This window comes from Pseudomonas sp. NPDC008258 (assembly GCF_042956345.1).
In the GTDB taxonomy this organism is placed as follows: domain Bacteria; phylum Pseudomonadota; class Gammaproteobacteria; order Pseudomonadales; family Pseudomonadaceae; genus Aquipseudomonas.
On record NZ_JBIBGE010000041.1, the window covers coordinates 1 to 23,937 of the forward strand.

At 63.5% G+C, this 23,937-nt stretch carries 28 protein-coding genes; 21 read left to right on the forward strand and 7 right to left on the reverse strand.

Features of this window, described 5'->3' with window-relative positions; all coding sequences use genetic code 11:
- Window positions 1-103: 103 nt before the first annotated feature.
- The gene (locus tag ACFY9W_RS25350; RefSeq protein WP_391136383.1) at window positions 104-418 is read right to left on the reverse strand and encodes a chemotaxis protein; all 315 of its coding nucleotides are present in this window, start codon (window positions 416-418) and stop codon (window positions 104-106) included.
- A 164-nt stretch (window positions 419-582) separates the two neighbouring features.
- Here ACFY9W_RS25350 and ACFY9W_RS25355 point away from each other — a divergent pair, with 164 nt between their 5' ends.
- On the forward strand, window positions 583-1,407 hold the full coding sequence (locus tag ACFY9W_RS25355) for a S24 family peptidase (protein ID WP_391136537.1): 825 nt from the start codon (window positions 583-585) through the stop codon (window positions 1,405-1,407).
- A 37-nt stretch (window positions 1,408-1,444) separates the two neighbouring features.
- Here the strand turns inward: ACFY9W_RS25355 and ACFY9W_RS25360 are convergent, their stop codons facing one another.
- A complete protein-coding gene (locus tag ACFY9W_RS25360; protein WP_391136386.1) occupies window positions 1,445-1,768 on the reverse strand; it encodes a DUF1654 domain-containing protein in 324 nt (107 codons plus the stop codon).
- Window positions 1,769-2,004: 236 nt separating this feature from the next.
- On the opposite strand from ACFY9W_RS25360, the gene ACFY9W_RS25365 reads away from it, so the two are divergent.
- The 3 genes from ACFY9W_RS25365 (at window position 2,005) to pbpG (ending at window position 4,233) form a co-directional block, all read left to right on the forward strand.
- On the forward strand, window positions 2,005-2,679 hold the full coding sequence (locus ACFY9W_RS25365; protein ID WP_391136389.1) for a polysaccharide lyase family 7 protein: 675 nt from the start codon (window positions 2,005-2,007) through the stop codon (window positions 2,677-2,679).
- A 158-nt stretch (window positions 2,680-2,837) separates the two neighbouring features.
- Window positions 2,838-3,074 carry an Arm DNA-binding domain-containing protein gene (locus ACFY9W_RS25370; RefSeq protein WP_391136392.1) on the forward strand — a complete coding sequence of 79 codons (237 nt, stop codon included), beginning with the start codon at window positions 2,838-2,840 and terminating at the stop codon, window positions 3,072-3,074.
- Between the two features lie 232 nt (window positions 3,075-3,306).
- Complete coding sequence (pbpG, locus tag ACFY9W_RS25375; RefSeq protein WP_391136395.1) at window positions 3,307-4,233, forward strand: D-alanyl-D-alanine endopeptidase; 927 nt, start codon at window positions 3,307-3,309, stop codon at window positions 4,231-4,233.
- 132 nt (window positions 4,234-4,365) lie between these two features.
- On the opposite strand, the gene ACFY9W_RS25380 is transcribed toward pbpG, so the two are convergent.
- Window positions 4,366-4,815, reverse strand: a complete 450-nt coding sequence (locus ACFY9W_RS25380) for a hypothetical protein (RefSeq protein WP_391136398.1) — start codon at window positions 4,813-4,815, stop codon at window positions 4,366-4,368.
- Window positions 4,816-4,987: 172 nt separating this feature from the next.
- Between ACFY9W_RS25380 and ACFY9W_RS25385 the strand changes: the two genes are divergently transcribed.
- The 9 genes from ACFY9W_RS25385 (at window position 4,988) to ACFY9W_RS25425 (ending at window position 12,533) form a co-directional block, all read left to right on the forward strand.
- Window positions 4,988-6,322: a SidA/IucD/PvdA family monooxygenase gene (locus ACFY9W_RS25385; protein WP_391136400.1), complete on the forward strand. Its 1,335-nt coding sequence runs from the start codon at window positions 4,988-4,990 to the stop codon at window positions 6,320-6,322.
- Window positions 6,323-6,499: 177 nt separating this feature from the next.
- Window positions 6,500-7,693, forward strand: a complete 1,194-nt coding sequence (locus ACFY9W_RS25390; protein ID WP_391136403.1) for a PepSY domain-containing protein — start codon at window positions 6,500-6,502, stop codon at window positions 7,691-7,693.
- Window positions 7,690-8,229 carry a thiamine pyrophosphate-binding protein gene (locus tag ACFY9W_RS25395; RefSeq protein ID WP_391136406.1) on the forward strand — a complete coding sequence of 180 codons (540 nt, stop codon included), beginning with the start codon at window positions 7,690-7,692 and terminating at the stop codon, window positions 8,227-8,229. The genes ACFY9W_RS25390 and ACFY9W_RS25395 overlap by 4 nt, the downstream gene beginning before the upstream one ends.
- Window positions 8,226-8,546: a hypothetical protein gene (locus ACFY9W_RS25400; RefSeq protein WP_391136409.1), complete on the forward strand. Its 321-nt coding sequence runs from the start codon at window positions 8,226-8,228 to the stop codon at window positions 8,544-8,546. Before ACFY9W_RS25395 ends, ACFY9W_RS25400 begins: the two co-directional genes overlap by 4 nt.
- Window positions 8,543-9,112 carry a DUF6162 family protein gene (locus tag ACFY9W_RS25405; RefSeq protein WP_391136412.1) on the forward strand — a complete coding sequence of 190 codons (570 nt, stop codon included), beginning with the start codon at window positions 8,543-8,545 and terminating at the stop codon, window positions 9,110-9,112. Before ACFY9W_RS25400 ends, ACFY9W_RS25405 begins: the two co-directional genes overlap by 4 nt.
- Window positions 9,113-9,128: 16 nt before the next feature.
- Entirely contained in the window at window positions 9,129-10,031 is a 903-nt protein-coding gene (locus tag ACFY9W_RS25410; RefSeq protein WP_391136415.1) for a metal ABC transporter solute-binding protein, Zn/Mn family, read from the forward strand.
- The gene (locus ACFY9W_RS25415) at window positions 10,028-10,777 is read left to right on the forward strand and encodes an ATP-binding cassette domain-containing protein (RefSeq protein ID WP_391136419.1); all 750 of its coding nucleotides are present in this window, start codon (window positions 10,028-10,030) and stop codon (window positions 10,775-10,777) included. Before ACFY9W_RS25410 ends, ACFY9W_RS25415 begins: the two co-directional genes overlap by 4 nt.
- Window positions 10,774-11,673, forward strand: a complete 900-nt coding sequence (locus ACFY9W_RS25420; RefSeq protein WP_391136422.1) for an iron chelate uptake ABC transporter family permease subunit — start codon at window positions 10,774-10,776, stop codon at window positions 11,671-11,673. Before ACFY9W_RS25415 ends, ACFY9W_RS25420 begins: the two co-directional genes overlap by 4 nt.
- Window positions 11,670-12,533 carry a metal ABC transporter solute-binding protein, Zn/Mn family gene (locus ACFY9W_RS25425; protein ID WP_391136425.1) on the forward strand — a complete coding sequence of 288 codons (864 nt, stop codon included), beginning with the start codon at window positions 11,670-11,672 and terminating at the stop codon, window positions 12,531-12,533. Before ACFY9W_RS25420 ends, ACFY9W_RS25425 begins: the two co-directional genes overlap by 4 nt.
- A gap of 289 nt (window positions 12,534-12,822) precedes the next feature.
- Here the strand turns inward: ACFY9W_RS25425 and ACFY9W_RS25430 are convergent, their stop codons facing one another.
- The 4 genes from ACFY9W_RS25430 to ACFY9W_RS25445 form a co-directional block, all read right to left on the reverse strand.
- Window positions 12,823-13,875, reverse strand: a complete 1,053-nt coding sequence (locus tag ACFY9W_RS25430; RefSeq protein WP_391136428.1) for a DUF1615 family protein — start codon at window positions 13,873-13,875, stop codon at window positions 12,823-12,825.
- Window positions 13,876-14,009: 134 nt separating this feature from the next.
- Window positions 14,010-14,729: an alpha/beta fold hydrolase gene (locus ACFY9W_RS25435; RefSeq protein ID WP_391136431.1), complete on the reverse strand. Its 720-nt coding sequence runs from the start codon at window positions 14,727-14,729 to the stop codon at window positions 14,010-14,012.
- Window positions 14,726-14,947 (reverse strand): MbtH family protein, encoded by a 222-nt coding sequence (locus ACFY9W_RS25440; protein WP_003256222.1) that lies wholly within the window; start codon window positions 14,945-14,947, stop codon window positions 14,726-14,728. Before ACFY9W_RS25440 ends, ACFY9W_RS25435 begins: the two co-directional genes overlap by 4 nt.
- Window positions 14,948-15,037: 90 nt before the next feature.
- Window positions 15,038-15,439: a hypothetical protein gene (locus ACFY9W_RS25445; protein WP_391136434.1), complete on the reverse strand. Its 402-nt coding sequence runs from the start codon at window positions 15,437-15,439 to the stop codon at window positions 15,038-15,040.
- Window positions 15,440-15,734: 295 nt separating this feature from the next.
- Here ACFY9W_RS25445 and purU point away from each other — a divergent pair, with 295 nt between their 5' ends.
- From purU to ACFY9W_RS25485, 8 genes are all read left to right on the forward strand, one after another.
- Window positions 15,735-16,601: a formyltetrahydrofolate deformylase gene (gene purU / locus ACFY9W_RS25450; protein WP_391136437.1), complete on the forward strand. Its 867-nt coding sequence runs from the start codon at window positions 15,735-15,737 to the stop codon at window positions 16,599-16,601.
- Window positions 16,598-17,509: a bifunctional methylenetetrahydrofolate dehydrogenase/methenyltetrahydrofolate cyclohydrolase FolD gene (gene folD, locus ACFY9W_RS25455; protein WP_391136440.1), complete on the forward strand. Its 912-nt coding sequence runs from the start codon at window positions 16,598-16,600 to the stop codon at window positions 17,507-17,509. The genes purU and folD overlap by 4 nt, the downstream gene beginning before the upstream one ends.
- Window positions 17,491-18,732 carry an FAD-dependent oxidoreductase gene (locus tag ACFY9W_RS25460; RefSeq protein WP_391136443.1) on the forward strand — a complete coding sequence of 414 codons (1,242 nt, stop codon included), beginning with the start codon at window positions 17,491-17,493 and terminating at the stop codon, window positions 18,730-18,732. Before folD ends, ACFY9W_RS25460 begins: the two co-directional genes overlap by 19 nt.
- Window positions 18,733-18,743: 11 nt before the next feature.
- A complete protein-coding gene (locus tag ACFY9W_RS25465) occupies window positions 18,744-19,049 on the forward strand; it encodes a sarcosine oxidase subunit delta (protein ID WP_391136446.1) in 306 nt (101 codons plus the stop codon).
- Entirely contained in the window at window positions 19,046-21,949 is a 2,904-nt protein-coding gene (locus ACFY9W_RS25470; RefSeq protein ID WP_391136449.1) for an FAD-dependent oxidoreductase, read from the forward strand. Before ACFY9W_RS25465 ends, ACFY9W_RS25470 begins: the two co-directional genes overlap by 4 nt.
- Before the next feature lie 3 nt (window positions 21,950-21,952).
- Window positions 21,953-22,561 (forward strand): sarcosine oxidase subunit gamma, encoded by a 609-nt coding sequence (locus ACFY9W_RS25475; RefSeq protein WP_391136452.1) that lies wholly within the window; start codon window positions 21,953-21,955, stop codon window positions 22,559-22,561.
- Window positions 22,562-22,762: 201 nt separating this feature from the next.
- Window positions 22,763-23,185 (forward strand): nuclear transport factor 2 family protein, encoded by a 423-nt coding sequence (locus ACFY9W_RS25480; protein ID WP_391136455.1) that lies wholly within the window; start codon window positions 22,763-22,765, stop codon window positions 23,183-23,185.
- Window positions 23,182-23,934: an SDR family NAD(P)-dependent oxidoreductase gene (locus tag ACFY9W_RS25485; RefSeq protein WP_391136458.1), complete on the forward strand. Its 753-nt coding sequence runs from the start codon at window positions 23,182-23,184 to the stop codon at window positions 23,932-23,934. Before ACFY9W_RS25480 ends, ACFY9W_RS25485 begins: the two co-directional genes overlap by 4 nt.
- The last annotated feature ends 3 nt before the right edge of the window (window positions 23,935-23,937 follow it).

Consider the following 23,937-nt stretch of genomic DNA (forward strand, 5'->3'; position numbering starts at 1 on the left):
GATGGCTTACGGCTACCGGGACAGCGAGTTCTTTTTCATGAAGATCAAGAATGACTTTCCCGGCAATCCGTGAAGAACCTTTTTTTTGCCTGTGGCTGCAGCTTCAGCGTTGGCCGCCCGGGCCCTGTCGGCTACTCAGCGCCATGACCTTGCCTTGCAGTCGCCCTACCATCAGCACCAGCCTGTTACGTTCTTGCGCCAACTCGTCGGCTTTGGCCTCTGCTTCTCGGCGAGCATCCCGTTCCAGGTCCAGCAGCTCGGTCAGGCGGCGAATGACAGCAACATCTGCGTTGTCCATCGCACGCTCAGTCGCATCCCTGGACAACCACTTGCGCAGCCACAGAAATGCACCTAGCAACACAGTGCCCGTGCCGCTCAGCCAAGTGACTGTGCCCGGGCCGAGGTCGGTCGGATCCATGTGAACCTCATTACGAATGATGATGTGATGAGCCGTGAAGAAAGATGTCTCGCCGGCTTTTCTTGTTTGTAGATTTAATTTAGCCTAGAGCTAATTCAACCACAAGAGCCAATTTAGCCATGCGCACATTTAGCAGCGAGCTAAACACTGGCATGCTTCGCCCCATGGACATCTACGACATTCGCAAGCACAACCTGGTCAAGTTGATCGGCAACCAGAGAAAGGGAACCTGCGCAGAGCGCTGGGGGATGGCGCCTGCACACCTTAGCCAGATCCTTTCTGACAAGACCGCAAAAAACCTGGGCGATGACGTGGCCCGCCGAATCGAGGGTATCGAAGGCCTGCCACGCGGGTGGTTCGACGCACTGTCGGCAATTGACCCGGTGCAGATGGCGGTCGAAGCCAGCGACGGCAAACTCTCTGCGGCCGACCTGGTCAAGCAGATGCTTGCCAGAAGCGGCAAAGGCATCGCGCAAGAAACCCGGCAACGGTTGCTGGCCGCTGCTGAAGAACCGCAGGACGCCACACTGATCAAAGCCGAGCGTGGCCGCCCTGGCCTGGTGGGTGACGAAGTGTGGATTGCCCACTACGACGTGCGGGCCGCCATGGGCGGTGGCCAGATCCCCCACGATTACCCGGAAATGTTCAAGGACGTTCGCGTCAGCCCCAGCCATCTTCGCGAACTGGGCCTGGAATTCACCGAACACCACCACCTCAAGATGGTGACCGGCTGGGGCCAGTCGATGGAGCCGACCATCAGGCACCGCGACCCACTGATCGTGGACGTGAGCATCCGGGATTTCGTGGGCGACGGGATCTACTTCTTTTCCTGGGGCGATCACATCTACATCAAGCGGCTGCAAATCGCGGATGAGGACCACTTCGAAATGATCTCCGACAACTCACGGCACAAGGACCGCATGATACGCCGCGAAGAAACCTACATTCAGGCCAGGGTGCTTCTGGTCTGGAATGCACACCTGGTTTAACGCCGCAGCCCGCCATCCAGGCGGGCTTTTATGATGCTCAGAAAGGCGCCGCCTCTTCGACCTCCTCCTTGCTGTCCTGCTCAATGATGAAGTCGTCGCGCTCCTCCACACTGCTGCGCGCCCAGCGCACGGTCACGCTCTCGTCATCATTGAACGTAAGGTCCAACTCGGACGTTTCGGACAAAAGGCCCATCACCTCTTCCCACTCCGCATCACCGTCGGTATCCAGGCGATGCACCACAACCCAGCGCTGGGTCTGCGCCAGCGGATGGTTGATCATCGACGACACCCGCAGGCTAAGTCGCTCTATTCCGGTCATTGCCAGGCGCTGCTGGGGGGCTGACTGCATGTGCATAGACATATTCTCATCCTGATAGCTGTATATTCGTACAGTACTCGAAGAAAGCTTATCTCACCGCCAAATCCAGCGTAAAGCCCCGCCGCTGAAAAATTTCGCCAATGGGTAATTTTGCGCAATGCGAAATTTATTTAGCCAGAAGCTATTGACTGATATTTAGCCTATCGCTAATTTTTATCCGGCAGGCGCCAACACGGCCGCCAGAGCACCCCAACCCCAGCATTCCGAAAGGAGTTCTCATGACCGTAGACATCAGCAACCTCATCATCGCCACACCGGTAGCCGTATCCTCGACCAACCCGGTAGCACTCGAACTGAACGGTGCCCAGGCCATTGCCCGGTACCCGAGCATCGTGAAGGTGCTCAGCGACGGTTCTGTCCAGTTTTCAGCGCCCACCAAAGGCGCTTCAAGCAAAAGCACCCGCAGGACCCGCTGCGAATGGACGGAAACCGAAGGCTGGAACCTGGACAGCGCTCAAGATCACTGGAATTACCAAACCATGACGCTGACCAAGGTCAATTCGGCGCAGAAGGTGGTTATCGCCCAGATGCACGTACGGGGGGACGATAGCCCGCCGATAAAAGTGTTCTGGAACAAGGGCGACATCACCTTGGGGTTTCGGCGCACGTACAACCAGGCCGACCCGGTGAACACGACAGTGCTCAAAGGGGTGCCGCTGGGGGGCAGGTTCATCGTCAGCATCCACACCACGTCTGCTGGTGTGGTCAATGTTACGGCCAAATACAATGGTGTATCCGGTTCTTCAGGTGACTTGCAGCTCGACAGCACCTGGGCATCTCGCCTGTTTGAATTCCACGGCGGCATCTACAACCAGGTTGACTACACCGCTGCAACACCTGCCGATGACGGCTCGATCTGCATCATCAGCGAACTGTCGCTGATCCACCGCTGAACGACGCAAGCCCGAAAGGCATCCTGGTGTCCGGCCCATCATGGGTCGCACCGGGATCGTCGTGACACGCCACGCCAGTGATTCGTCTCGATGAGTCATATTGTTGCCTTCCCGCTCTCAGACTAATAATTAACTGTCTGCCTGGGGAGGCGCGAAACATGCAACCAAGATTCGTTATCGTTCCTGCCGTGCCAGTGGAAGGCGAGTCCTTCCGCATCGGCAACCGGTTCTATGCCGCTACCACTTCGGGCGGCTTCGATATCTACGACAACCAGGAGAAACAACGGCTCAAACGCGGCTTTATCAACAAGTCCGAGGCAGCGGCGGCGTGCACATCGATGAACGATGAATCACGCAACCCACAAGCGGTGTTTCCCATTTTGCGTACAGATTGATTCTGGGCAGATCAATTCACCACCCATAGGGAACATGGCCACGCCAGGTGGCCATGGCGAACCTGTATCTGAAATAAAGCACTGAACACGTACAGGATTAAATTTCGTTCACCTTGCGCCCTTTAGTCATAAGGCATTCGACAGCGTTTGGGCCATACTCCACAATGCAGCGGTTTTTAGGGGGAAAACCCTTGCACAGCCAACGACATACCAACTTTTAGTGAGCCTCAACGTGAAAACATCCCTGTCCATCCTCAGCTTGCTGCTGTTGCTCACAGGAACTGCGACCCTACCGTCGACCGCTGCTGCACAACCCCCGGCCCAGGTTCAACGCGACCCGTCCAAGCTGCATCTGGCTTCAGGCAGCGCCCTGCTGATCGACCTGAATACCAATCAGGAGTTGTACTCCAGCCATGCCGACCGAGTGGTGCCCATTGCCTCGGTGACCAAGCTGATGACCGCGATGGTGGTGCTGGATGCCAAGTTGCCCATGGATGAGATGCTCACCATGACCATTGCCAACAACCCGGAAATGAAAGGCGTGTATTCGCGCGTACGTCTGGGCAGCCAGCTCGACCGCCGTGAAACCCTGCTGATTACCCTGATGTCGTCGGAAAACCGCGCTGCCAACTCCTTGGCCAACGCCTACCCCGGCGGCTACCCGGCGTTCATCAAGGCGATGAATGCCAAGGCCCGTAGCCTGGGCATGGCACACACCCGCTACGTCGAGCCGACCGGCCTTTCGACACAGAACGTATCCACCGCCCGCGACCTGGCCAAGCTGCTGATGGCCTCGCGCAAGTACCCGATGCTGAGCGAGCTGTCGACCACCCGCGAAAAGACCGTGGCCTTCCGCAAGCCGAACTACACGCTGGGCTTCCGTAACACCGACCACCTGGTGAACAAGAGCAACTGGGACATCAAACTGACCAAGACCGGCTTCACCAACGAAGCCGGTCATTGCCTGGTGCTGCTGACCCGCATGGACAACCGCCCGGTGGCCATGGTCATCCTTGATGCCTTCGGCAAGTACACCCACTTTGCCGATGCCAGCCGCATGCGCCAGTGGCTGGAAACCGGCGCCGCCAAGCCGGCGCCAGCAGTGGCCATGCAGTACAAGGCTGACCGCCAGGGCAAAGGGCGGGTGGTGGCGGAGTAACCATCACCACCGGAAGTGGAGCAGCTGTCGCGATTTCTGTGGGAGCGGCTTTAGCCGCGAACACCGGCGAAGCCGGTGCCATCTACCGCGTCAGCTTCTTCGTGGGTAAACCCGATTACAGGAATCGTGCCCTCAGGCCGTTGCGCTGACCATCCCGCCCGCACTGCTTCCGCCCTCTTGTTGCAGCAACTCCAGCAATTGCGCCGTGGCTGTCATGATCTGCCCGGTGATAGTGGCGATACTGGCCTGCTTGGCACTGATGGCAGTGGCCTTGGCAGTCTCTTCCATCTTGCTATCCATCAATTGCGCCAGCTGTTTCTGCTCCTCGGCCAACTGCTTCTGCAGCTCTTTGATCAACTCACGCAGTGCTTCTACAGCCGCCGATTCGCTGCTGCCGCTGTCTTCCGTAGGTTGCGCCTGGCCTGCGCCCCCCAGTTTCAAAGTGTCACCGCTGATGCTCAGTGGCCCGCCTTTCTCGGCCTGTTCGGCCTGTTTCGCCTGCTCACGCTCGGCTGCAGCATTGGCGGTGAGCGTCTGCGCCGAAACGCCGTTGATGTGTAGATTTGCGGATATGGATGTCATGCCGACTCCCTGGTTCAAAGATGGGTCCCTGCCCTATCTCCCTATCGGCAGCGTCACGCAGTCCTTTAGCCGCTTAAATTCCCCCCCGGCTGGCTCGTTCCACCTCATGTACTTGCGCAGGAGCCGGAGCCCCGGCGGGCGTCCATATTCGACCATTCAGGGAATCGCAGCCATGAGCCAGTCCTCACAGCAGGAAACCATCAAAGATCTGATCGGCGTGGGCTTCGGCCCTTCCAACCTGGCCTTGGCCATCGCCCTGGAAGAGCTCGCCGAGTCCCAGGGCCATGCCCTCGACGCACTGTTCATCGACAAGCAGCAGGACTACCGCTGGCACGGCGAAACCCTGGCCACCCAGAGCGAGTTGCAGATCTCGTTCCTCAAGGACCTGGTGTCGTTGCGCAACCCCACCAGCCCCTACAGCTTCGTCAATTACCTGCACCAGAAGCAGCGCCTGGCCGACTTCATCAACCTCGGCACCTTCTACCCCTGCCGCCTGGAGTACAACGACTACCTGCGCTGGGCGGCCGAACACTTCGCTACCCAGGCGGTGTATGGCCAGCAAGTGCTGCGCATCGAGCCTGAAGTGCATGCCGGCAGGGTCGAGCACCTGCGCGTGATCGCGCGCGACGCCCAGGGCCGTGAATACAGCCGCCGCACCCGTTCAGTGGTGGTCGGCAGCGGCGGCACGCCGAAAATCCCGGAAAAGTTCGGCGCCTTCAAGGACGACCCTCGTGTTTTCCACCACTCTCAATACCTGAGCAGCCTGAACAAGCTGCCGTGCACAGACGGCAAGCCAATGCGCATCGCCGTGATCGGTTCGGGCCAGAGCGCCGCCGAGGCATTCATCGACCTCAACGACAGCTACCCGTCCGTGAAAGTCGACATGATCCTGCGCGGTTCGGCCCTCAAGCCGGCCGACGACAGCCCGTTCGTCAACGAAATCTTCTCGCCGGACTACACCGACCTGGTCTACAACGAGCCGGCTGACCAGCGCAGCAAGCTGCTGGGCGAATACCACAACACCAACTACTCGGTGGTCGACCTCAACCTGATCGAGCGCATCTACGGCATCCTCTACCGGCAGAAGGTTGCCCACCAACACCGCCACAACGTGCTGTGCCGCCGCCAGGTGGAAGCCGTGGTAGCCACCCCCGAGGGCCTGGAACTGACCCTGCGCGACCTCGCCACCGGCCAGCAGCAAACCCACCGCTACGACGCCGTGATCCTCGCCACCGGCTATGAGCGCCGGTCGCACCGCGACCTGCTGGCGCCGCTGGCCGGCTACCTGGACGATTTCAGCGTCGACCGCAACTACCGTGTGCTGGCCAGCCCCGACCTGCAAGCCTCGGTGTACTTGCAAGGTTTCTGCGAAAACAGCCACGGCCTGAGCGACACCCTGCTCTCGGTACTGCCGGCCCGCGCCGCAGAAATTGGCCGAGCGCTTTACCAGGACCTGGCGCAACTGCATGGCAAGGCGCAACCAGCCGTAGCCCTGACCCGCGTCTGACGCCCCTGCTTCAGCCCTTCAAGGCCGGCCTGACGCCTCGCGCGCAGGCCGGCCTTGTGCTTCCTGAAACATTTGCTTGCATTTAAAACGGCAGGTTTTCAATTCTCATTCGTCCTTATCAGTACAGCCCCCTTTGGTTGGGCATACGCTCGACCACCCATTGCAGAAGACTGTCTGATGGCCAAATCACCAAAAAAATCCAAATCCAGGCTGTGGTTCCTGGTCCATAGCTGGCTCGCCCTGCCGATCTGGTTCTTTGTGCTGATCGTCTGCTTCACCGGCATGCTCGCCGTGGTCAGCCAGGAAATCGTCTGGCTCGCCGACCCGGCGGTGCGCGCCAACAAACCCGACAGCGACGTCGAACGCATGAGCTTCCAGCAGGTGCTGGAGGCCTTGCACAAGGCCGCGCCGGACATGGTAGTGGAGCGCCTGAGCCAACCGGACGGTTCGCACTTTGCGGTGAAAGCCAATGTCACCCTGCCTGACGGCACCAGCCCGACGCTGTATGTAAACCCCTATACCGGCGCCATCCAGGGCAAGACGCCCGACTTCAACTTCGAGGCCTTCACCCGCGCCCTGCACGGTTGGTGGCTGGTGCCGTTCACCAATGGCTTCAGCTGGGGCTGGTACCTGGTGTCGCTGCTTGGCCTGCCGATGCTGGCTTCGCTGGTGACCGGGCTGGTGGTGTACAAGAAGTTCTGGAAGGGCTTCTTCAAGCCCGTGCGCACCGGCCACGGCTCGCGGATTTTCTGGGGCGACCTGCACCGCCTGGCCGGGGTGTGGTCGATCTGGTTCATTGCGGTCATTTCCATCACCGGCACCTGGTTCCTGATCCAGGCGATCTTGTTCGACAACCACATCACCATTTCCAGCCGCCCCATCGTGCCGGTGATTGCCCGAGAGGACGTGCCGCAAACGCAGGATGGCAGCCCGGCCCCGCGCATTGACCTGGATGAAGCCGCACGCATTGCCGGCCTGGCCATCCCGGGGCTGGAAATCAATTTCATCTCGCTACCCGCCACCGCCTACAGCCATGTCACCTTGTCCGGCCCGGGCTGGTACCCGTTGATGTTCCAGAGCGCCTCGGTGAACCCTTATACCCGCAACGTCGACAGCCAGTTCCTGATCAGCGACCGCTCGACCCTGGAGTTCGTCACCGAGTCGATGCGCCCACTGCACACCGGCGACTTCGGCGGCTTGCCGATAAAGCTGGTGTGGTTCTTCTTCGGCCTGATCCTCACCCTGATGGTGTTCAGCGGCCTGTTGATCTGGACCAAGCGCACCGCCCAGGCCACCGCCGCCGCCCTCAAGCGCAGCGAGCGCGCGCCGCGTGCCGCACACAGTGAAACCACCGTGGAGATCCGCCCATGAGCCAGGCCCAAGCCCTGCCCGCCAGCCCGTTGAAGCAACTGTGGCTGAAGTGGCGTTTTCACCTGAACATCCTGCTGATCCTCATACCACTGGGCTTCATGCCCAAGTATTTCGCCGATGCCAAGTTGTTCCGTGGCGACGCAGGCCTGGGTGCCAATGTGATCAGCGACATCCAGGTCGGCCCCTACAGCCTCAACCTGGCCGAACTGCGCGACGAGGCGCCACGCGCCGACGGCCCGGCCGGCTACTTCAAGTCGTTCAACGCGGCGCTGTGCAAGGCCTGCATCAAGGACGTCAAGGCGGCCTACCTGCGCATCGGCAAACCGCGCAGCCTGCGCGCTGCCGGCACCATCTTCTTCGGTGCGCCGTACAACATGGGCACCAACCTGCCCATCCCGCCCCGCACCAAACCCGACGCGCAAATCTGGATCACCCTGGAGGGCTGGGACGGCAGCATGCACCAGGCGTCGGTCCCCCTGGCCAAGGCATCGCCAGCCACCGTGGCCTGGCTTGACAAACAAGGAGGCAAGAAATGAAAAACCTGATGCGAACCCTCGCCCTGCCCTTGCTGGTGCTGGCTGCCGGCCCCGCCCTGGCGCACAACCCGATGTGCGAGTGCGAAGAGCTGGCCAGCGGTCAGGTCAAGTGCACAGGCGGTTTCTCGGACGGCAGCGGTGCCCCGGGCGTAACCCTGGACGTGATCGGTTATGACGAGCAGGTACTGGTAGGCGGCAAGCTGGGTGACGACTCGACGCTCACTTTCAAGCGCCCGGACGGTGAATTCTACGTGCTGTTCGATGCCGGCCCTGGGCATGTGGTGGAAGTCGACTACGCCGATATCGCCCAACCATGAGCCGCGCACAAGTGATTCGCCCGGCCGGCGCCGGGCACGAAACCCTGTACGTGCTGCTGGCCAGCCTGCTGATCGTGGTGCTGGCCGCCAGCGTGGTGCTGCTGCGTGGCGAGCGCGAGGACGAGCAGGCCATCGCCAGCCACCAGATCGACGCCCGCCGCGACCTCACCGCCGCCGAGCAAGGCCTGTACACCGACCTGCGGGTCGCCTTCGACGAGATTCAACTGCTGCGTGAAGAAAACGCTGCCGTGCCCAGCGTGCAAGCCCTGGCCGAAGAAGGCCTGCCGCCGTTCGTGGTGGATGCCGGCAGCCAGAGCCGTGGCGGGCACCAGTGGTCGTGGCTGGAGCCCGGCGCCTACCTGGGCCGCAGCCAGGCCCCTGAAGTCGCCGGTAGCCTGCTGTTGATCCTGCCGGCCGACAGCACGGGCGAGGCCGATGTCTGGCTGCGCCGCGACAGCGCTGCCGTCACCCCGGACGACCTCGGCCAGGCGGCCTTGATCGCTGCGGGCTGGCTGCAGGTGGTCAGCCACTACGACGCCGGGGTTACCCGCGAACACCGTCACTGAACCCAAGGACTCCCCCATGCTTCGCTCCGCCCTCGCCCTGCTCCTGGCCTTCGCCCTGCCGGCACTGGCCCTGGCCGATAATGGCAAGCCGCTGCGTATTGGCATCACCCTGCACCCCTACTACAGCTACGTGACCAACATCGTCGGCGACAAGGCCGAAGTGGTCCCGCTGATTCCGGCGGGCTTCAACCCGCACGCCTACGAGCCACGCGCCGAAGACATCAAGCGCATTGGCACGCTGGACGTGGTGGTGCTCAACGGCGTCGGCCATGACGACTTCGCCGACCGCATGATTGCCGCCAGCGAAAAACCCGGCATCGCGACCATCGAAGCCAACCAGAACGTACCGTTGCTGGCGGCCACCGGCATTGCCGCGCGCGGCGCCGGCAAGGTGGTCAACCCGCACACCTTCCTGTCGATCAGCACCACCATCGCCCAGGTCAACAACATCGCCCGCGAGCTGGGCAAGCTCGACCCGGAAAACGCCAAGCTGTACACGCAAAACGCCCGTGCCTATGCCAAACGCCTGCGTGCCCTGCGGGCCGAGGCACTGGCCAAGGTCACCGAAGCGCCTGGCGCTACGTTCCGGGTTGCCACCATCCATGCTGCCTACGACTACCTGGTGCGCGACTTCGGCCTGGAGGTTACGGCAGTGGTCGAGCCGGCCCATGGCATCGAGCCCAGCCCTGCCCAGCTGAAAAAGACCATCGACCAGCTCAAGGCCCTGGACGTTCGGGTGATCTTCTCGGAAATGGACTTCCCGTCGGCCTATGTCGAAACCATCCAGCGTGAATCCGGCGTGCGCCTGTATCCGCTGACGCACATTTCCTATGGCGAATACACCAAGGAAAAGTACGAAGTGGAGATGAAGCGCAACCTCGACACCGTGGTGCGCGCCATTCAGGAGAACCGCGCATGACTGCCGCCGCCAACCTGGTAACCGCCAGTGGGCCGCGCATCGAGTTCAACGGCATCGACCTGACGTTGGGCCGCACACGCATCCTCGAGCAGGTGAGCTTCGGCGTGGCGGCAGGCAGCGTGCACGCCATCGTCGGCCCGAACGGCGGTGGCAAGAGTTCGCTGATCAAGACCCTGCTCGGGCAAATGCCGCACCAGGGCCAGCTGACCCTGCACTGGCCAGGCGAGCGTGAAGTGATTGGCTATGTGCCACAAGCGCTGGAGTTCGACCGCGGCCTGCCGATGACCGTCGATGATTTCATGGCTGCCATGTGCCAGCGCCGCCCGGCCTTCCTTGGCCTGTCGCGGCGCGTACAACCGGCCATCGATGCCGCTCTGGCCCGGGTCGGCATGCTCGACAAGCGCAAGCGGCGCATGGGTGCGCTGTCTGGCGGCGAGCGCCAGCGCGTGCTGCTGGCCCAGGGCCTGATCCCCGAGCCGCAGTTGCTGGTGCTGGATGAGCCGATGTCGGCGCTCGACGAAGCCGGTATCCAGGTGTTCGAACAGCTACTGCAAGGCTGGCGCCAGGCCGGCACCACCGTGCTGTGGATCGAACACGACCTGGAAGCGGTGCTGCGCCTGGCCGACCGGGTAACCGGCCTGAGCCGCCAGGTCCTGTTCGACGCCCCGCCCGCCCAGGCCCTGACCCCGGAGCGCCTGCTCGGCCTGTTCTCCGTTCATCCGCGTAGCGAGAGCCTTGCCTCATGAGTTTCGAAGCATTTCGCCAACTGGTCCAGGACTGGGCCACCGCCGGCTACCTGCCCGAGGCACTGGCCTACGGTTTCGTGGTCAATGCCCTGCTGGCCGGCCTGATGATCGGGCCGGTGCTGGGCGGCCTGGGCACCCTGGTGGTGGTCAAGCGCTTTGCCTTCTTCTCCGAGGCCGTGGGCCATGCCGCGCTGACCGGCGTGGCTATCGGCATCCTGCTCGGTGAACCCTACACGGGCCCCTACGGCAGCCTGTTTGGCTACTGCCTGCTGTTCGGCATCCTGCTCAACTTCCTGCGTAACCGTACCGGGCTGTCGCCGGACACACTGATCGGCGTGTTCCTGTCGGTATCGCTGGCGCTGGGCGCCAGCCTGCTGCTGATGCTGGCGGGCAAGATCAACGTGCACATCCTCGAAAACGTGCTGTTCGGCTCGGTGCTGACCGTCAGCGGCCAGGACCTGGTGGTGCTGGGTATCGTTGCGGTGCTGGTGCTGGCGCTGGCCATACCGCTGTACAACCGCATCATGTTGGCCAGTTTCAACCCGCAGTTGGCGGCGGTGCGCGGGGTGGCGGTGAAAACCCTGGACTACCTGTTCGTGGTGCTGGTAACCCTGGTGACCGTGGCCGCCGTGAAGGTGATCGGGGCCATTCTGGTCGGTGCGCTGTTGGTCATCCCCGCTGCTGCCGCACGCCTGGTCAGTCAATCGCTCAAGGGCTTTTTCTTCCTGTCGGTGCTGATTGCCACCGTCAGCACCCTGCTTGGCATCTTGCTACCGATCGTGTTCGACCTGCCAGTGCCGTCAGGCGCCGCGATCATCCTGGTCGCCGGCATCTGCTTTGCCCTGGCCGCCCTGGCCCGCGCCCTTGTCCCCCGCCTGCAAGGAAACCCGGCATGAACCTGAAACGCCTGACCCTGGCGCTGGCCCTGGCCGGCCTGCCGTCGCTGTCTTATGCCACGCAAGTGCTGACCACACTGCCTGTTACCCACAGCCTGGCCAGTGCCTTGCTCGACGGGACGGCGGTGCAACTCAAGCGTGCGGCGCCGGCAAACCTGCCAGCCAGCCGCCAGCCCTCGTATTTCAGCTCGCGCGGTGGCCCCAGCCTGGAGAAAGCCGCACAGCAGGCCGACGCGGTGATCGGCGTGCGCTCGATATGGCGTGACGACCCGCTGTACCCGATGGCCCGGCGCAGCAACATCCGCATCGTCGAGATCGATGCTGCGCGGCCGGTGGATGGCGCACTGCCAGGCATTGCAGTCACAGGTGACGATGCCTATGGCGCCTACCCCTGGCTCAACCCGACCAACCTCGGGCGCATGGCCGATGTAGTGGCCAATGACCTGGAGCGGCTGGCACCGGATGACAAAGCGAAGATCCAGGGCAACCTGGCCGGGGTCAAACGTCAGTTGCTGGAGCTTACGGCCAGCAGCCAGACACGCTTGGCCAAGGTCGACAACCTCACGGTGGTCAGCCTGTCCGAACGGTTGGGCTACCTGGTCAGCGGGTTGAATCTGGACGTGGTAGAGCAGCCGCTGCCGGCCGAGTGGGATGCCGACGCGCTCAAGGCGCTGGGTGAGAACCTGAAGGCGCAGGATGTGGCACTGGTGCTGGACCACCGGCAGCCGGACGCGGCGGTGGCCGAGGTGATCAAGGCGGCCGGGGCGAAGCTGGTGGTGGTGGAGAGTGACCCTGAAGATGCGTTTGCAGGGCTTAAGGCCAGCATCGACCAAGTGGTTGGGGCATTGGGCGAAAGCTGATCTCGCCTGTACCGGCCTCTTCGCGGCTAAAGCCGCTCCCACAGGGATGTCACCGGGCCATAAGCCTGCGCGATCCTGTGGGAGCAACTGTCTTGCTCAATTTCTGAAAGCTGGCGCGAATCCCTGTGGGAGCGGGCTTGCCCGCGAACACCGGCAAAGCCGGTGCCATCCACCGCGTTGCCTGCTTCGCGGGCTCGCCCGCTCCCACAGGTATTGCGCAATCTTCAGGCTGGAGTCGTACCTGTGGGAGCGGCTTTAGCCGCGAAGAGGCCGGTACAGGAACACACTGCTACCGCTTCATGCACCGCTGGTAGCGCTCATCCACCCGCCCGGCAAACCACGCCGTGGTCAGCTTGCGGGTGATCTTCGGGCTCTTCAGCTCGATCCCGGGCAGCACTGCCCGAGGCACCGGCTTACCGGCCTTGGCATCTGCCAAAGCAAACACCCCGCTGTACAGCTTGCTGTCCTCGAACGCCAAGCTGTCGCCCTCCTCCAGTTGGCTGCGGATCTGCGGGTTACGCAGCCCCAGCTTCCCACCCAGCTTGCGCGCTGCCAGTTCGGTGGTGCCTGGCATGATTGCACCCGGTGCAACCAGGTCGCCGTCCAAGGCAAGCGTCATGCCGGTCACCTTGCTCAGTGCGGCCTGGAATGCCGCGTTGCGGCTGGCGTACCAACCCGCATTGAAATCGGCAAACCGGTACAGCTGGCGCTCGTAGTTCACCGGGTAGCCCAACAGGTGGGCAATACCGAAGTACATCCCGCCACGCCGGCTGAACACCTCCTGGCGGATGCTGCCATCGTGGCTGTAGGGGTAACCCTGCGCATGCTTTTCGGCGAAGTCGATGCTGACCTGCATCGGCCCGCCGGTATGCACCGGGTTGAGCCCACCCAGTAACGTCTTGCCCAGTGGCACGCGGGCAATGACCTCGTCATACAGTTCACTCAATTGCTTTTCGCTGCGCACCGCCTGCAAGCGCTGCTGGTAGCTCTGGCCGTTGCCCGACGGCGTTTTCAGCGCACCGTCGACCAGTAGCCTGGGAATGTGTACACGCGCCGCACGCCGGTCAATTTCCTCGCGGGCGATACGCCCCAGGTTGGGCACCTGCGGGTCGGCAGTGAAGGTGGACTCCTGCTCGGTCACCGCCAGTACGGCGCACAGGTTGCTTTTGCTGGGGGCGATGCGCTGCGCTTCAAAGGCTACCTGAATGTCCCGGGCCCAACCTTCGCGGTCCTTGGCCTGGGCTGGCAGCAACCGCAACAACTGTGCACGGACCTTGGCCGGGTCCGCTTCGGGCGCTTCCTCACGTCGCCCGGCGCAGCCTTGCAGCAGCGCCAGCGCCATCAACCCGGCGGCCAGTAACCGGCCGTTCAGGGCTGTTCACCGACCAGCAGTGCGGCCGTGTGTGGATCGATCAGCATTGTCTGCCCCTTGCCTGGAGAAAGGCCTAGCGTCCCCCAGGCAAGGAGTGCCGTCAATCAGGCAGACAGCCGAAGTGGCTGCAACGATGCCGTCAGCGCATCGAGCACGCGGTCTTCATGCTCGTGGATGAAGAAGTGGCCACCCGGGAACATCTGCAGCGAGAAATCGCCGTGGGATTCTTTGCGCCAGGCTTGCAGTTGCTCGTCGTTGGCCCGGTCGTCCACGCCACCCAGCACGTGCAGTGGGCACTGCAACGCCGGTCGCTGGCGGTAGGCGTAGGTGCCGCACAGCAGAAAGTCCGCGCGCAAGGTCGGCAAGGTCAGGCTCATCAGCTCGGCGTTGGCCAGCACTTCCTCGGGCGTGCCCTGAAGTTCGCGCAACTCGCTGATCAGCTCGGCATCGCTCTTGGGCTCGCGCCAGTTCTTGCCGTCGTAATCCTCGCGCCGGGTCGGCGCTGCCGTACCGCAGGCAAACAAGGCCAGTGGTGGCGGGCAGCCCAGCGCTTGCAGCTCATGGGCCAGCTCGAACGCCAGCAGCGCGCCCAGGCTGTGCCCAAGCAGCGCATAGGGCGCACTGGCCGCCAGGCGCTGCTCGCGGGCCAATTGCCGGGCCAGGGCCTGCATGTCGGTGTGCAGCGGCTCGGCCATGCGCGCGCCACGCCCGGGCAATTCCACCGGGCGCACCTGCAGCCAGGCCGGCAGCTTGCGCCGCCAGCGGCTGTAAACCATGGCGCTGGCCCCGGAATACGGCAGGCACAGCAGGTTCAGTGCAGTCACTGGGCAGCGGCTTCGGCCATTTTCTGGCGCAGGCTCAGTGGGCGCATGTCGGTCCAGACTTCATCGATGTAGGCCAGGCAGTCCTTCTTCAGGCCGCTCTTGCCCACCGCACGCCAGCCGTTGGGGATGGCCTTGTAGTCGGGCCAGATCGAGTACTGCTCTTCGTGGTTGACCACTACCTGGAACTGGATATCGTCGCGGTCGAAAACGGAAGTCATTGCCTGTCTCCTTGAATGATGAATGCCGCATTGCGCGTGGCGCAGGGGGGCTTTCAAGTAGACGTAACCGGCCATCGAAAAATTAACGTTTCAGGCGTCATGCAAAAGGTCGTGTGCATCAAGCAGGCGGAAGGCCACGTGCGGATTACGCTCCAGCCCGCGCCGGATCGCCGCCGGGATCGATTGCCGGGTCCTGCGGCACAAGCCTGGCTGGTCATCCAGCTCGATGACGATGCCGCGCATGGTGCGCACTTCGTTGAACCCGGGTGCGATGTGCACGCGGATGCCGAGATTGTCGTACAGCCGTTGCTGCAGGCGTTGCAGGTCCTCCAGGTCCTTGAGGTTTTCCAGCCGTTCGAGCAGGCGTTTTTCTTCCTGGCGGGTCAGCAGGAGAATGCGCTGGGCGGCCTGTGAGTGGTCTGCCAGTTGTTCGCGACCACAAATGCAGGCGCCAGGGGGGCAAGGTTGGCGCAAAGGAGGTGGTGTGCTCATGCTGCAAGCATAGCCTGTACTGGCCTCTTCGCGGGCATGCCCGCTCCCACAGGTGAGGAGACATGCCAACAGTTCCACTCCCCCTGTGGGAGCGGGCGTGCCCGCGAATGGCTGCAAGAACTTTCCTGTCAGGATAAAAAATTTCATAAACCTCTAGACCGTCACCCCTTTCTTCGCCTATAAATCGCCTAAAGGAAATTTATATTCCTACTAAGAAACATTCCTTCGCCTCGTCGCGAAGCTTCTTTTGCCCTTGTGCCCGACCTGCCCCACTCCATCACGAGGCCTATCCGACATGCACCCCGCTCCCGATCATTTCATCCTGCGCGTCAGTTGCCCGGCCGTGTCCGGCATCGTCGCCGCGGTGACCACCTACCTGGCCGAGCACGGTTGCTACATCAGCGAGATGGCGCAGTTCGACGACGAGGACAACGGGCGCTTCTTCATGCGCGCAGTGTTCCGCTACAACACCGGTACCACAGGGGACACGCCGCAGCTGGAGGCCGGCTTTACCGACGTGGCCCAGCGCTTCGACATGCAGTGGAGCCTGCACAGCAGCGCCCGGCCGATGCGCGTGCTGCTGATGGTGAGCAAGTTCGACCACTGCCTGTCCGACCTGCTGTACCGGCATGCCAAGGGCGAGCTGGACATGCAGATCACCGCCGTGGTGTCCAACCACCTGGACCTGCGCCCGATGGCCGAACGCCAGGGCATCCGCTTCGTCTACCTGCCCGTCACCAAGGAAACCAAGGCCGAACAGGAAGCCGCACTGCTGCGCATCGTCGAGGACACCGGCACCGAACTGGTGGTGCTGGCGCGTTACATGCAGATCCTGTCCGACGACTTGTGCCGACAGCTGTCTGGCCGGGCCATCAACATCCATCACTCGTTCCTGCCCGGTTTCAAGGGTGCCAAGCCTTACCACCAGGCCTACCAGCGCGGGGTCAAACTGATCGGCGCCACCGCCCATTACGTGACCAGCGACCTGGACGAAGGCCCGATCATCGAGCAGGAAGTGCAACGCGTGGACCACGCCTACGCACCGGACGACCTGGTGGCCATCGGCCGCGACACCGAAACCATCGCCCTGTCCCGCGCCGTCAAGTACCACCTTGAACACCGGGTATTCCTTAACCACGACCGCACGGTGATCTTCAAATGAACGCCATCCCCAGCGTCAAGCTGATCGACGGCAAGGCCACCGCAGCGCGGGTGCTGGCCGAGGTGCGCGAACAGGTGCAGGAGTTGCGCCAGGGCGGCGTGCAACCGGGCCTGGCGGTGGTGCTGGTAGGTGCCGACGCTGCCAGCCAGGTGTATGTGCGCAACAAGGTGCTGCGCGCCGACGAAGTGGGCATTCGCTCGCTGGAACATCGCCTGCCCGCCGACACTACCCAGGCCCAGCTGCTGACACTGATCGACCGCCTTAACCGCGACACCGAGGTTAACGGCATCCTCGTGCAACTGCCGCTGCCCGCGCACATCGATGCGCACCGGGTACTGCAGGCCATCAACCCACTCAAGGACGTGGACGGTTTCCACAGCGAAAACGTCGGGGGCCTGGCCCAGGGCCGCGATGTGCTTACCCCGTGCACACCCAGTGGCTGCATGCGCCTGTTGCGCGACGCCTGTGGCGAGTTGCGCGGCAAGCATGCGGTGGTGGTGGGCCGCTCGAACATTGTCGGCAAGCCCATGGCCGCCCTGCTGTTGCAAGCCGACTGCACGGTAACCGTGGTGCATTCGCGCAGCCACGACCTGCCTGCGCTGTGCCGCCAGGCCGACATCCTGGTGGCTGCGGTTGGCAAGCCGCGCCTGATCGGTGCCGACTGGCTGAAGCCCGGCGCAGTGGTGATCGACGTCGGCATCAACCGTATCGAAGAAGGCGGCCACAGCCGCCTGGTCGGCGATGTCGACTTTGCCGCCGCCCTGCCCCAGGTCGCCGGCATCACCCCGGTACCCGGCGGCGTGGGCCCGATGACCATCGCCTACCTGATGAAAAACACCCTGCTCGCCCTCGACCTGCAGCAACAGGCCAGCCACCAGGAGCGCACCGCATGCCTTTCGCCCTGCTGAAATACGGCCTGAGCGCCGACTACCCGGTGGAGGTCGACCTGCCACCACCGTGCGAACTCAAGCCACACTATGACGTGGTGATCATCGGCGGCGGCGGCCACGGCCTTGCCATCGCCTACTACCTGGCCAGGTACCACGGCATCACCAATGTCGCCGTGCTGGAAAAGGCCTACCTGGGCGGCGGCAACACCGCACGCAACACGGCGGTGATCCGCTCCAACTACCTCACCAGCGAGGGTGTGCGCTTTTACGCCGAATCGGTGCGAATGTTCCAGAACCTGTCGAACGAGTTCGACTTCAACATCATGTATTCCGAGCGCGGCCAGCTCACCCTGGCGCATACCGATGCCACCGTGCGCGCCTTCCGCCAGCGCGCCGAGGTCAACAAGCACTTCGGTGGCCGTACCGAAATGATCGACCGCCAGCAGATCCGCGAACTGGTGCCCAGCCTTAACCTCGACCCGGGCCACCTGCCGGTTCTGGCTGGCCTGTGGCACATCGACGGCGCCACCGCACGCCACGACGCGGTGGCCTGGGGCTACGCCAAACAGGCGGCCAAACGTGGAGTGGAAATCCACCAGCTGACCGAAGTGCAGGACCTGCTGATTCGCAATGGCCGCATCGAAGCGGTCAAGACCAACCGTGGCACGGTGCAGTGCGGCTGCGCGGTACAAGCAGTGGCCGGCGCCAGTTCGCTGTTGATGGCCAAGGCCGGCATCCGCGCGCCGATCCACACCTACCCGCTGCAAGCCATGGTCACCCAGCCGTTCAAGCCGTTCCTCGACCCCTTGGTCAGTTCGTCGGCGCTGCACTGCTACGTACAGCAGACCAGCCGTGGCGAAATCGTCTTTGGCGGCGGCTCCGACCCCTACCCGCTCTACAACACCCGCTCCACCCTCGACCTCAAGGAAAGTTTGCTGGCGCATGCCATCGAGATGTTCCCGTTCATGGCCAACGCCAAGCTGATGCGTCAGTGGGCCGGCAGCACCGACATGACCCCTGACTACAGCCCGATCATGGGCCTGTCGCCGGTCGACAACTATTACCTGGATGCCGGCTGGGGCACCTGGGGCTTCAAGGCCACGCCCATCTGCGGCAAGACCATGGCCGAGCTGGTCGCCAGCGGCGGCAAGGTACCCGAAATGATCGCCCCCTTCGCCCTGGAGCGCTTCAGCCGCTTCCAGCAAGTCAACGAAATGGGCGCGACAGCGGCCAGCCACTAGGAGCAACGACAATGAAGATCCTGACCTGCCCCTTGAATGGCCCGCGCAACATCAGCGAGTTCACCTACGGCGGCGAGTTCAAGCACATGCCCGACCCGGCTGCCTGCAGCGATGCCGAATGGGCCGACTATGTGTTCAACAGCGACAACCTGGCCGGGGTGGTGACCGAGTGGTGGCTGCACAACGCCTCCAGCTACTGGTTCCTGGCCGAACGCCACACGGTAAGCGACCAGGTGCTGCGCACCTTCGACCCGAAAGAACGGTTCGACCGCCGCGTCGACTTCACCCCCGCCGCCACCCCGGAGATCGCCGGATGAACAGCCACACTCGCCTCCCCGCGCCCATGGGCCTGCTGATCGACCGCGAGCGGCCCGTGCCTTTCCAGTTTGACGGCCAGGCCTGCCAAGGCTTTGCCGGCGACACCATTGCCAGCGCCCTGCTCGGCAACGGCCGCTGGCTGCTGTCGCGCTCGTTCAAATACCACCGCCCCCGCGGCCCGCTGAGCATGGCCGGGCAGGATGCCAACACCTTGGTGCAGTTGCCAGAAGAACCCAATGTACTGGCCGACCTGGAACCCGCCCGCGAAGGCCTGGTGGTCGAGGGGCAGAACTTCAACGGCAGCCTTGAGCATGACCGCGACGCCTACCTGGGCAAGTTCTCGCGCTTCATGCCGGTGGGTTTCTACTACCGCTCGTTCTACAAGCCCAAGGGCATGTGGAAAGTGTGGGAGCCACTGATCCGCAAGAAGGCCGGCCTGGGCGTGCTCGACCTGGGTTTCAAACCGCAGTATTACGACAAGGCCTACCTGTTCGTTGACGTGGCCGTGATCGGCGCCGGCCCCGCCGGCCTGCGCGCCGCGCTGGATGCGGCGAATGCCGGGGCAAAGGTGCTGTTGATCGAGCAACAGCCGGTGCTGGGCGGCTCGCTCACCTATGCCCGCTTCGACATCGCCGGCACCCGCGCCGCCAGCCTGCGCCAGGAGCTGCTGGCCGCCATCGAAGGCCACCCGAACATCCAGGTGCTGCTGCAGGCCACCTGCAATGGCTGGTTCACCGACAACTACTTGCCGGTGATCCAGCACAAGCGCCTGTACAAGGTACGCGCCAGCCGTTGCCTGGTGGCGGCCGGGTCGTTCGACCAGCCGGTGGTGTTCCGCAACAACGACCTGCCGGGCGTGATGCTGACCAGCGCTGCCCAGCGGTTGATGAAGCTGTACGCGGTCAAACCGGGCCAGCGTGCGGTAATCCTCACGGGCCACGATGACGGCTACCTGGCCGCCCTCGACCTGCAAGAACAAGGTGTGGCTGTGGCCGCAGTGGTGGACATGCGCGCCGCGCCAGCCGAAGCTGCACTGGCGGCTGAACTGAAGCGCCGCGATATCCCCGTGCACCTGGGCAGCACCGTGTACGAAGCGCTGCATGAAGCGGGCATGCGCCACGTCAGCGGCGTGGACATTCGCCCGATCACCGGCCAGGGCAAGGTCGGCCCCCACGGGCTGCGCCTGGCTTGCGACCTGCTTTGCATGTCGGCGGGCTACATGCCGGTGTACCAGTTGCTGTGCCAGGCCGGTGGCAAGCTGGCCTATGACGTCAACCGCGACGAGTTCGCCATCAGCAGCCTGCCGGCCGGGCTGGATAGCGCAGGTTCCGTGAACGGTCGCCACGCGCTGGCCAACGTACTGGCCGATGCCACCCGCGGGGCCGCCGCCGCAGTGGCAGCGCTGGGCCTGCAAGCGCCGGCCCTGTCGGCGTTCGGCGCCGAAGCCAAGGTCAACTTCCCTTGGCCGATCTTCCCGCACCCCAAAGGCAAGGACTTCGTCGACTTCGACGAAGACCTGCAAGTGCGCGACATCGTCAACGCCACCCGCAGCGGTTACCGTGACGTGCAGTTGGTCAAACGCTTCTCCACGGTCGGCATGGGCCCGTCCCAGGGGCGCCATTCGGCGCTGCCCACTGCGCGCCTGGTGGCCCATGCCACCGGCCGCAGTATCAGCGAAACCGGTGTGACCACCGCCCGACCGCCGTTCCAGGCAGAAAAGCTGGCACATGTCGCCGGGCGCGCCTTCGACCCCTACCGGCAAACACCCCTGCACCGCCGCCACCTGCAAGCCGGGGCAAAGATGATGCCTGCCGGTATCTGGCAACGCCCAGCCTATTACGGCAAACCGGAAGACCGCGAGCACTGCATGCAGGAGGAAGCCCGCCATGTACGCGAAAAGGTCGGCCTGATCGACGTTTCCACCTTGGGTGGTCTGGACGTACGCGGCCCGGACGCCGCCGAACTGCTGGAGCGCCTGTACACCTTCGGCTTTGCCAAGCTGCCCATCGGCCGAACGCGCTACGCGCTGATGACCAACGAGCATGGCGTGGTGATCGACGATGGCGTTTGCGCACGCCTGGGCGAGCAGCACTTCTATGTCAGCGCTACCACCAGCGGCGTCGACCGCATCTACCAGCAGATGTTGAAGTGGAACGCGCAATGGCGCCTGGACGTGGACATCACCAACGTCACCGCCGCCCTGGCCGCCGTCAACCTGGCCGGCCCACTGTCACGCCAGGTGCTGGCCAAGGTGTGTGACGATGTCGAGCTGTCGGCCGAAGCCTTCCCGTACCTGGGCGTGCGCCAGGGCAAGGTGGCCGGCATCGCGGCGCGCATACTGCGGGTCGGTTTCGTCGGTGAACTGGGCTATGAGATTCATGTACCGGCCCGCCATGCCGAGCGCCTGTGGGACGCCCTCATGACCGCAGGCTCGGGCCTGGGTATTCGCCCGTTCGGCGTCGAGACCCAGCGCCTGCTGCGCCTGGAAAAAGGCCATGTGATCATCAGCCAGGATACCGACGGCATGACCCACCCGGCAGAGATCGACATGCAATGGGCCATTGGCCGCAAGAAGCCGTTCTTCGTCGGCAAGCGTTCCATCGAGATCCTTGAAGCGCAGCCGCTCAAGCGCAAGCTGGTCGGCTTCACCCTGCCCAAGGGCAGCCCGCAGCCGCTGGAGGGGCACCTGGTGCTGGACGGGCCGGCTATCAGCGGCAATGTCACCTCCTGCGAATACTCGCAAACCCTGGGGCAGATCATCGGCCTGGCCTATGCCGGTGCCCACCAGGCCACCCCCGGCATGCACATCCCGATCCGTGTAGAGGGCGGTGCCATGGTGCATGCAAAGGTGGTGCAACTGCCCTTCCACGACCCCGACAACCTGCGCCAGGAGCTCTGATCCATGACCAGTTTGCAAGCCAAAGCATTTATCCCTCGCAGCCCTCGGGCCGAGCTGCTGCACGCCTGTGCGTTGACCGACCTGACCGACGTGGCGCGGGTCGGGTTTCGCGGGGGCGACAGTGCCGCTTACCTGCAGCAACGTGGCTACCGCTTGCCGCAGCAGCCGAACCAGGCCGTGCGCCAGGACGACGGCGGCTGGGTAGCGCGGTTGTCGCAGACCGAGTACCTGCTGCTGGGCAACCTGGCCGACGAAGGCGCACGGGTGGCTGCCGTCGAGGCAGAGTGGGTGCAGGACGCCCAGCGCAACTACTTGCTGCCGCGCCAGGACAGCCATGCCTGGTTGCAGCTGTCAGGGGCACATGGCAGTGCGGTGATGGCCAAGTTGTGCGGGGTGGATTTGCGTGCCGAGGCTTTTCCGGTGGGCTCGGTGGCGCAGACTTCGGCGGCGCGGATCAATGTGATTGTGGTGAATGTGGGCAGTGATGGGCGGCCGGCGTTGCAGCTGCTGTTTGATCGGGCGTCGCAGGCGTATTTCCGTGGGGCGGTGCTGGATGCCATGGATGAATTCGATGGTGGTTGGGTCGAGCTGGGCGAGTTGCCTGGTTTGTAGATCGTGGGGGCTGCGGGTGTTCGCCGGGGGATTGTCGGCGCCTGGGAGATCGAGCGCCGCCCGCGCGGCGCTCGATCTCACAGGCGCCAAAAAACTCGCGGCGAACAACCAAAGCTATACAGAAAATTTCTTCTGTATAGATTTCCACGGCAACCTGCACTATACCTTGTACAGCAAACTTCTTTTGTACAGGTATTGTGCATGTCCAGCTACCTGCAATCCTTCGCCCAACGCTTTGCCACGCTCGACACGCACAACCTCGACCTGCTGAACGACCTGTACAGCGAGGACGTCGCATTCCGCGATCCACTGCACCAGATCAACGGCCTGCCCGCGCTGCGGGCTTATTTCGCCCAGTTGTACGCGAAGGTGCCCGAATGCCATTACCGCTTCGAAGGCACCGACGAGCTGGAGCCGGGCCACGGCTACATTCGCTGGACCTTGCACTTTCGCCACCCGCAGCTGGCCCGTGGGCAAATGATCAGCCTGCAAGGCTGCAGCCACCTGCGCTGGCATGAGCGGGTGCACTTTCACCAGGATTACTTCGACGCCGGTGCACTGCTGTACGAGCACGTGCCGGTCTTAGGCAGCGTGATTCGCTGGCTCAAAGGCAGGCTGGCATGAGCCGTTGCTGGCTGACCGGCGCCAGCAGTGGCATCGGTGCGGCGCTGGCGTTGCACTTGCTGGAGCAAGGCCATCAGGTGGCGCTGGGGGCACGCCGGGTAGACAAGCTGACAGCGCTGGCCGCTCGGTTCCCGGGCCAGGTACTGCTGACCGTGGGTGATGTCGACCAGCCTGGGCACGTGGCGCAAATGGCCGAGCAGATCGAACGCGCCTGGGGCGCGCTGGACCAGGTGATTCTCAATGCGGGCACCTGCGAGTACCTGGAGCCGGGGCACTTCGACCCGATGCTGGTCGAACGGGTGATGCGTACCAACCTGACCGGCACCAGCCTTTGCCTGGCCGCCGCCCTGCCTTTGCTGCGCCGCGGCCGGCAACCACACCTGGTGGTCATGGGCAGTACGGTCAGCTGGTTGGCACTGCCGCGTGCGGGGGCGTACGGCGCGTCCAAGGCGGCATTGCGTTACCTGGTCGAATCCCTGCGCATCGACCTCGTCGGCGAAGGCATTGATGTCACCCTGGTCAGCCCAGGCTTTGTCGACACCCCCCTGACCCGCCGCAACGACTTCCCCATGCCCCAGCTGTGGAGCGCCGAACGCGCCGCCGCCCGTATCATCTCGCGCCTGCCGCGTCGCCCTCTGGAGATCACCTTTCCCGCCCCATTTACGCTAGTGCTGCGCCTGCTGGGCGCATTGCCGGCGCGCTGGCGCCTCAAGCTGGGCCGCCACCTGGCGCGCCAACCACAGGGCTGACCT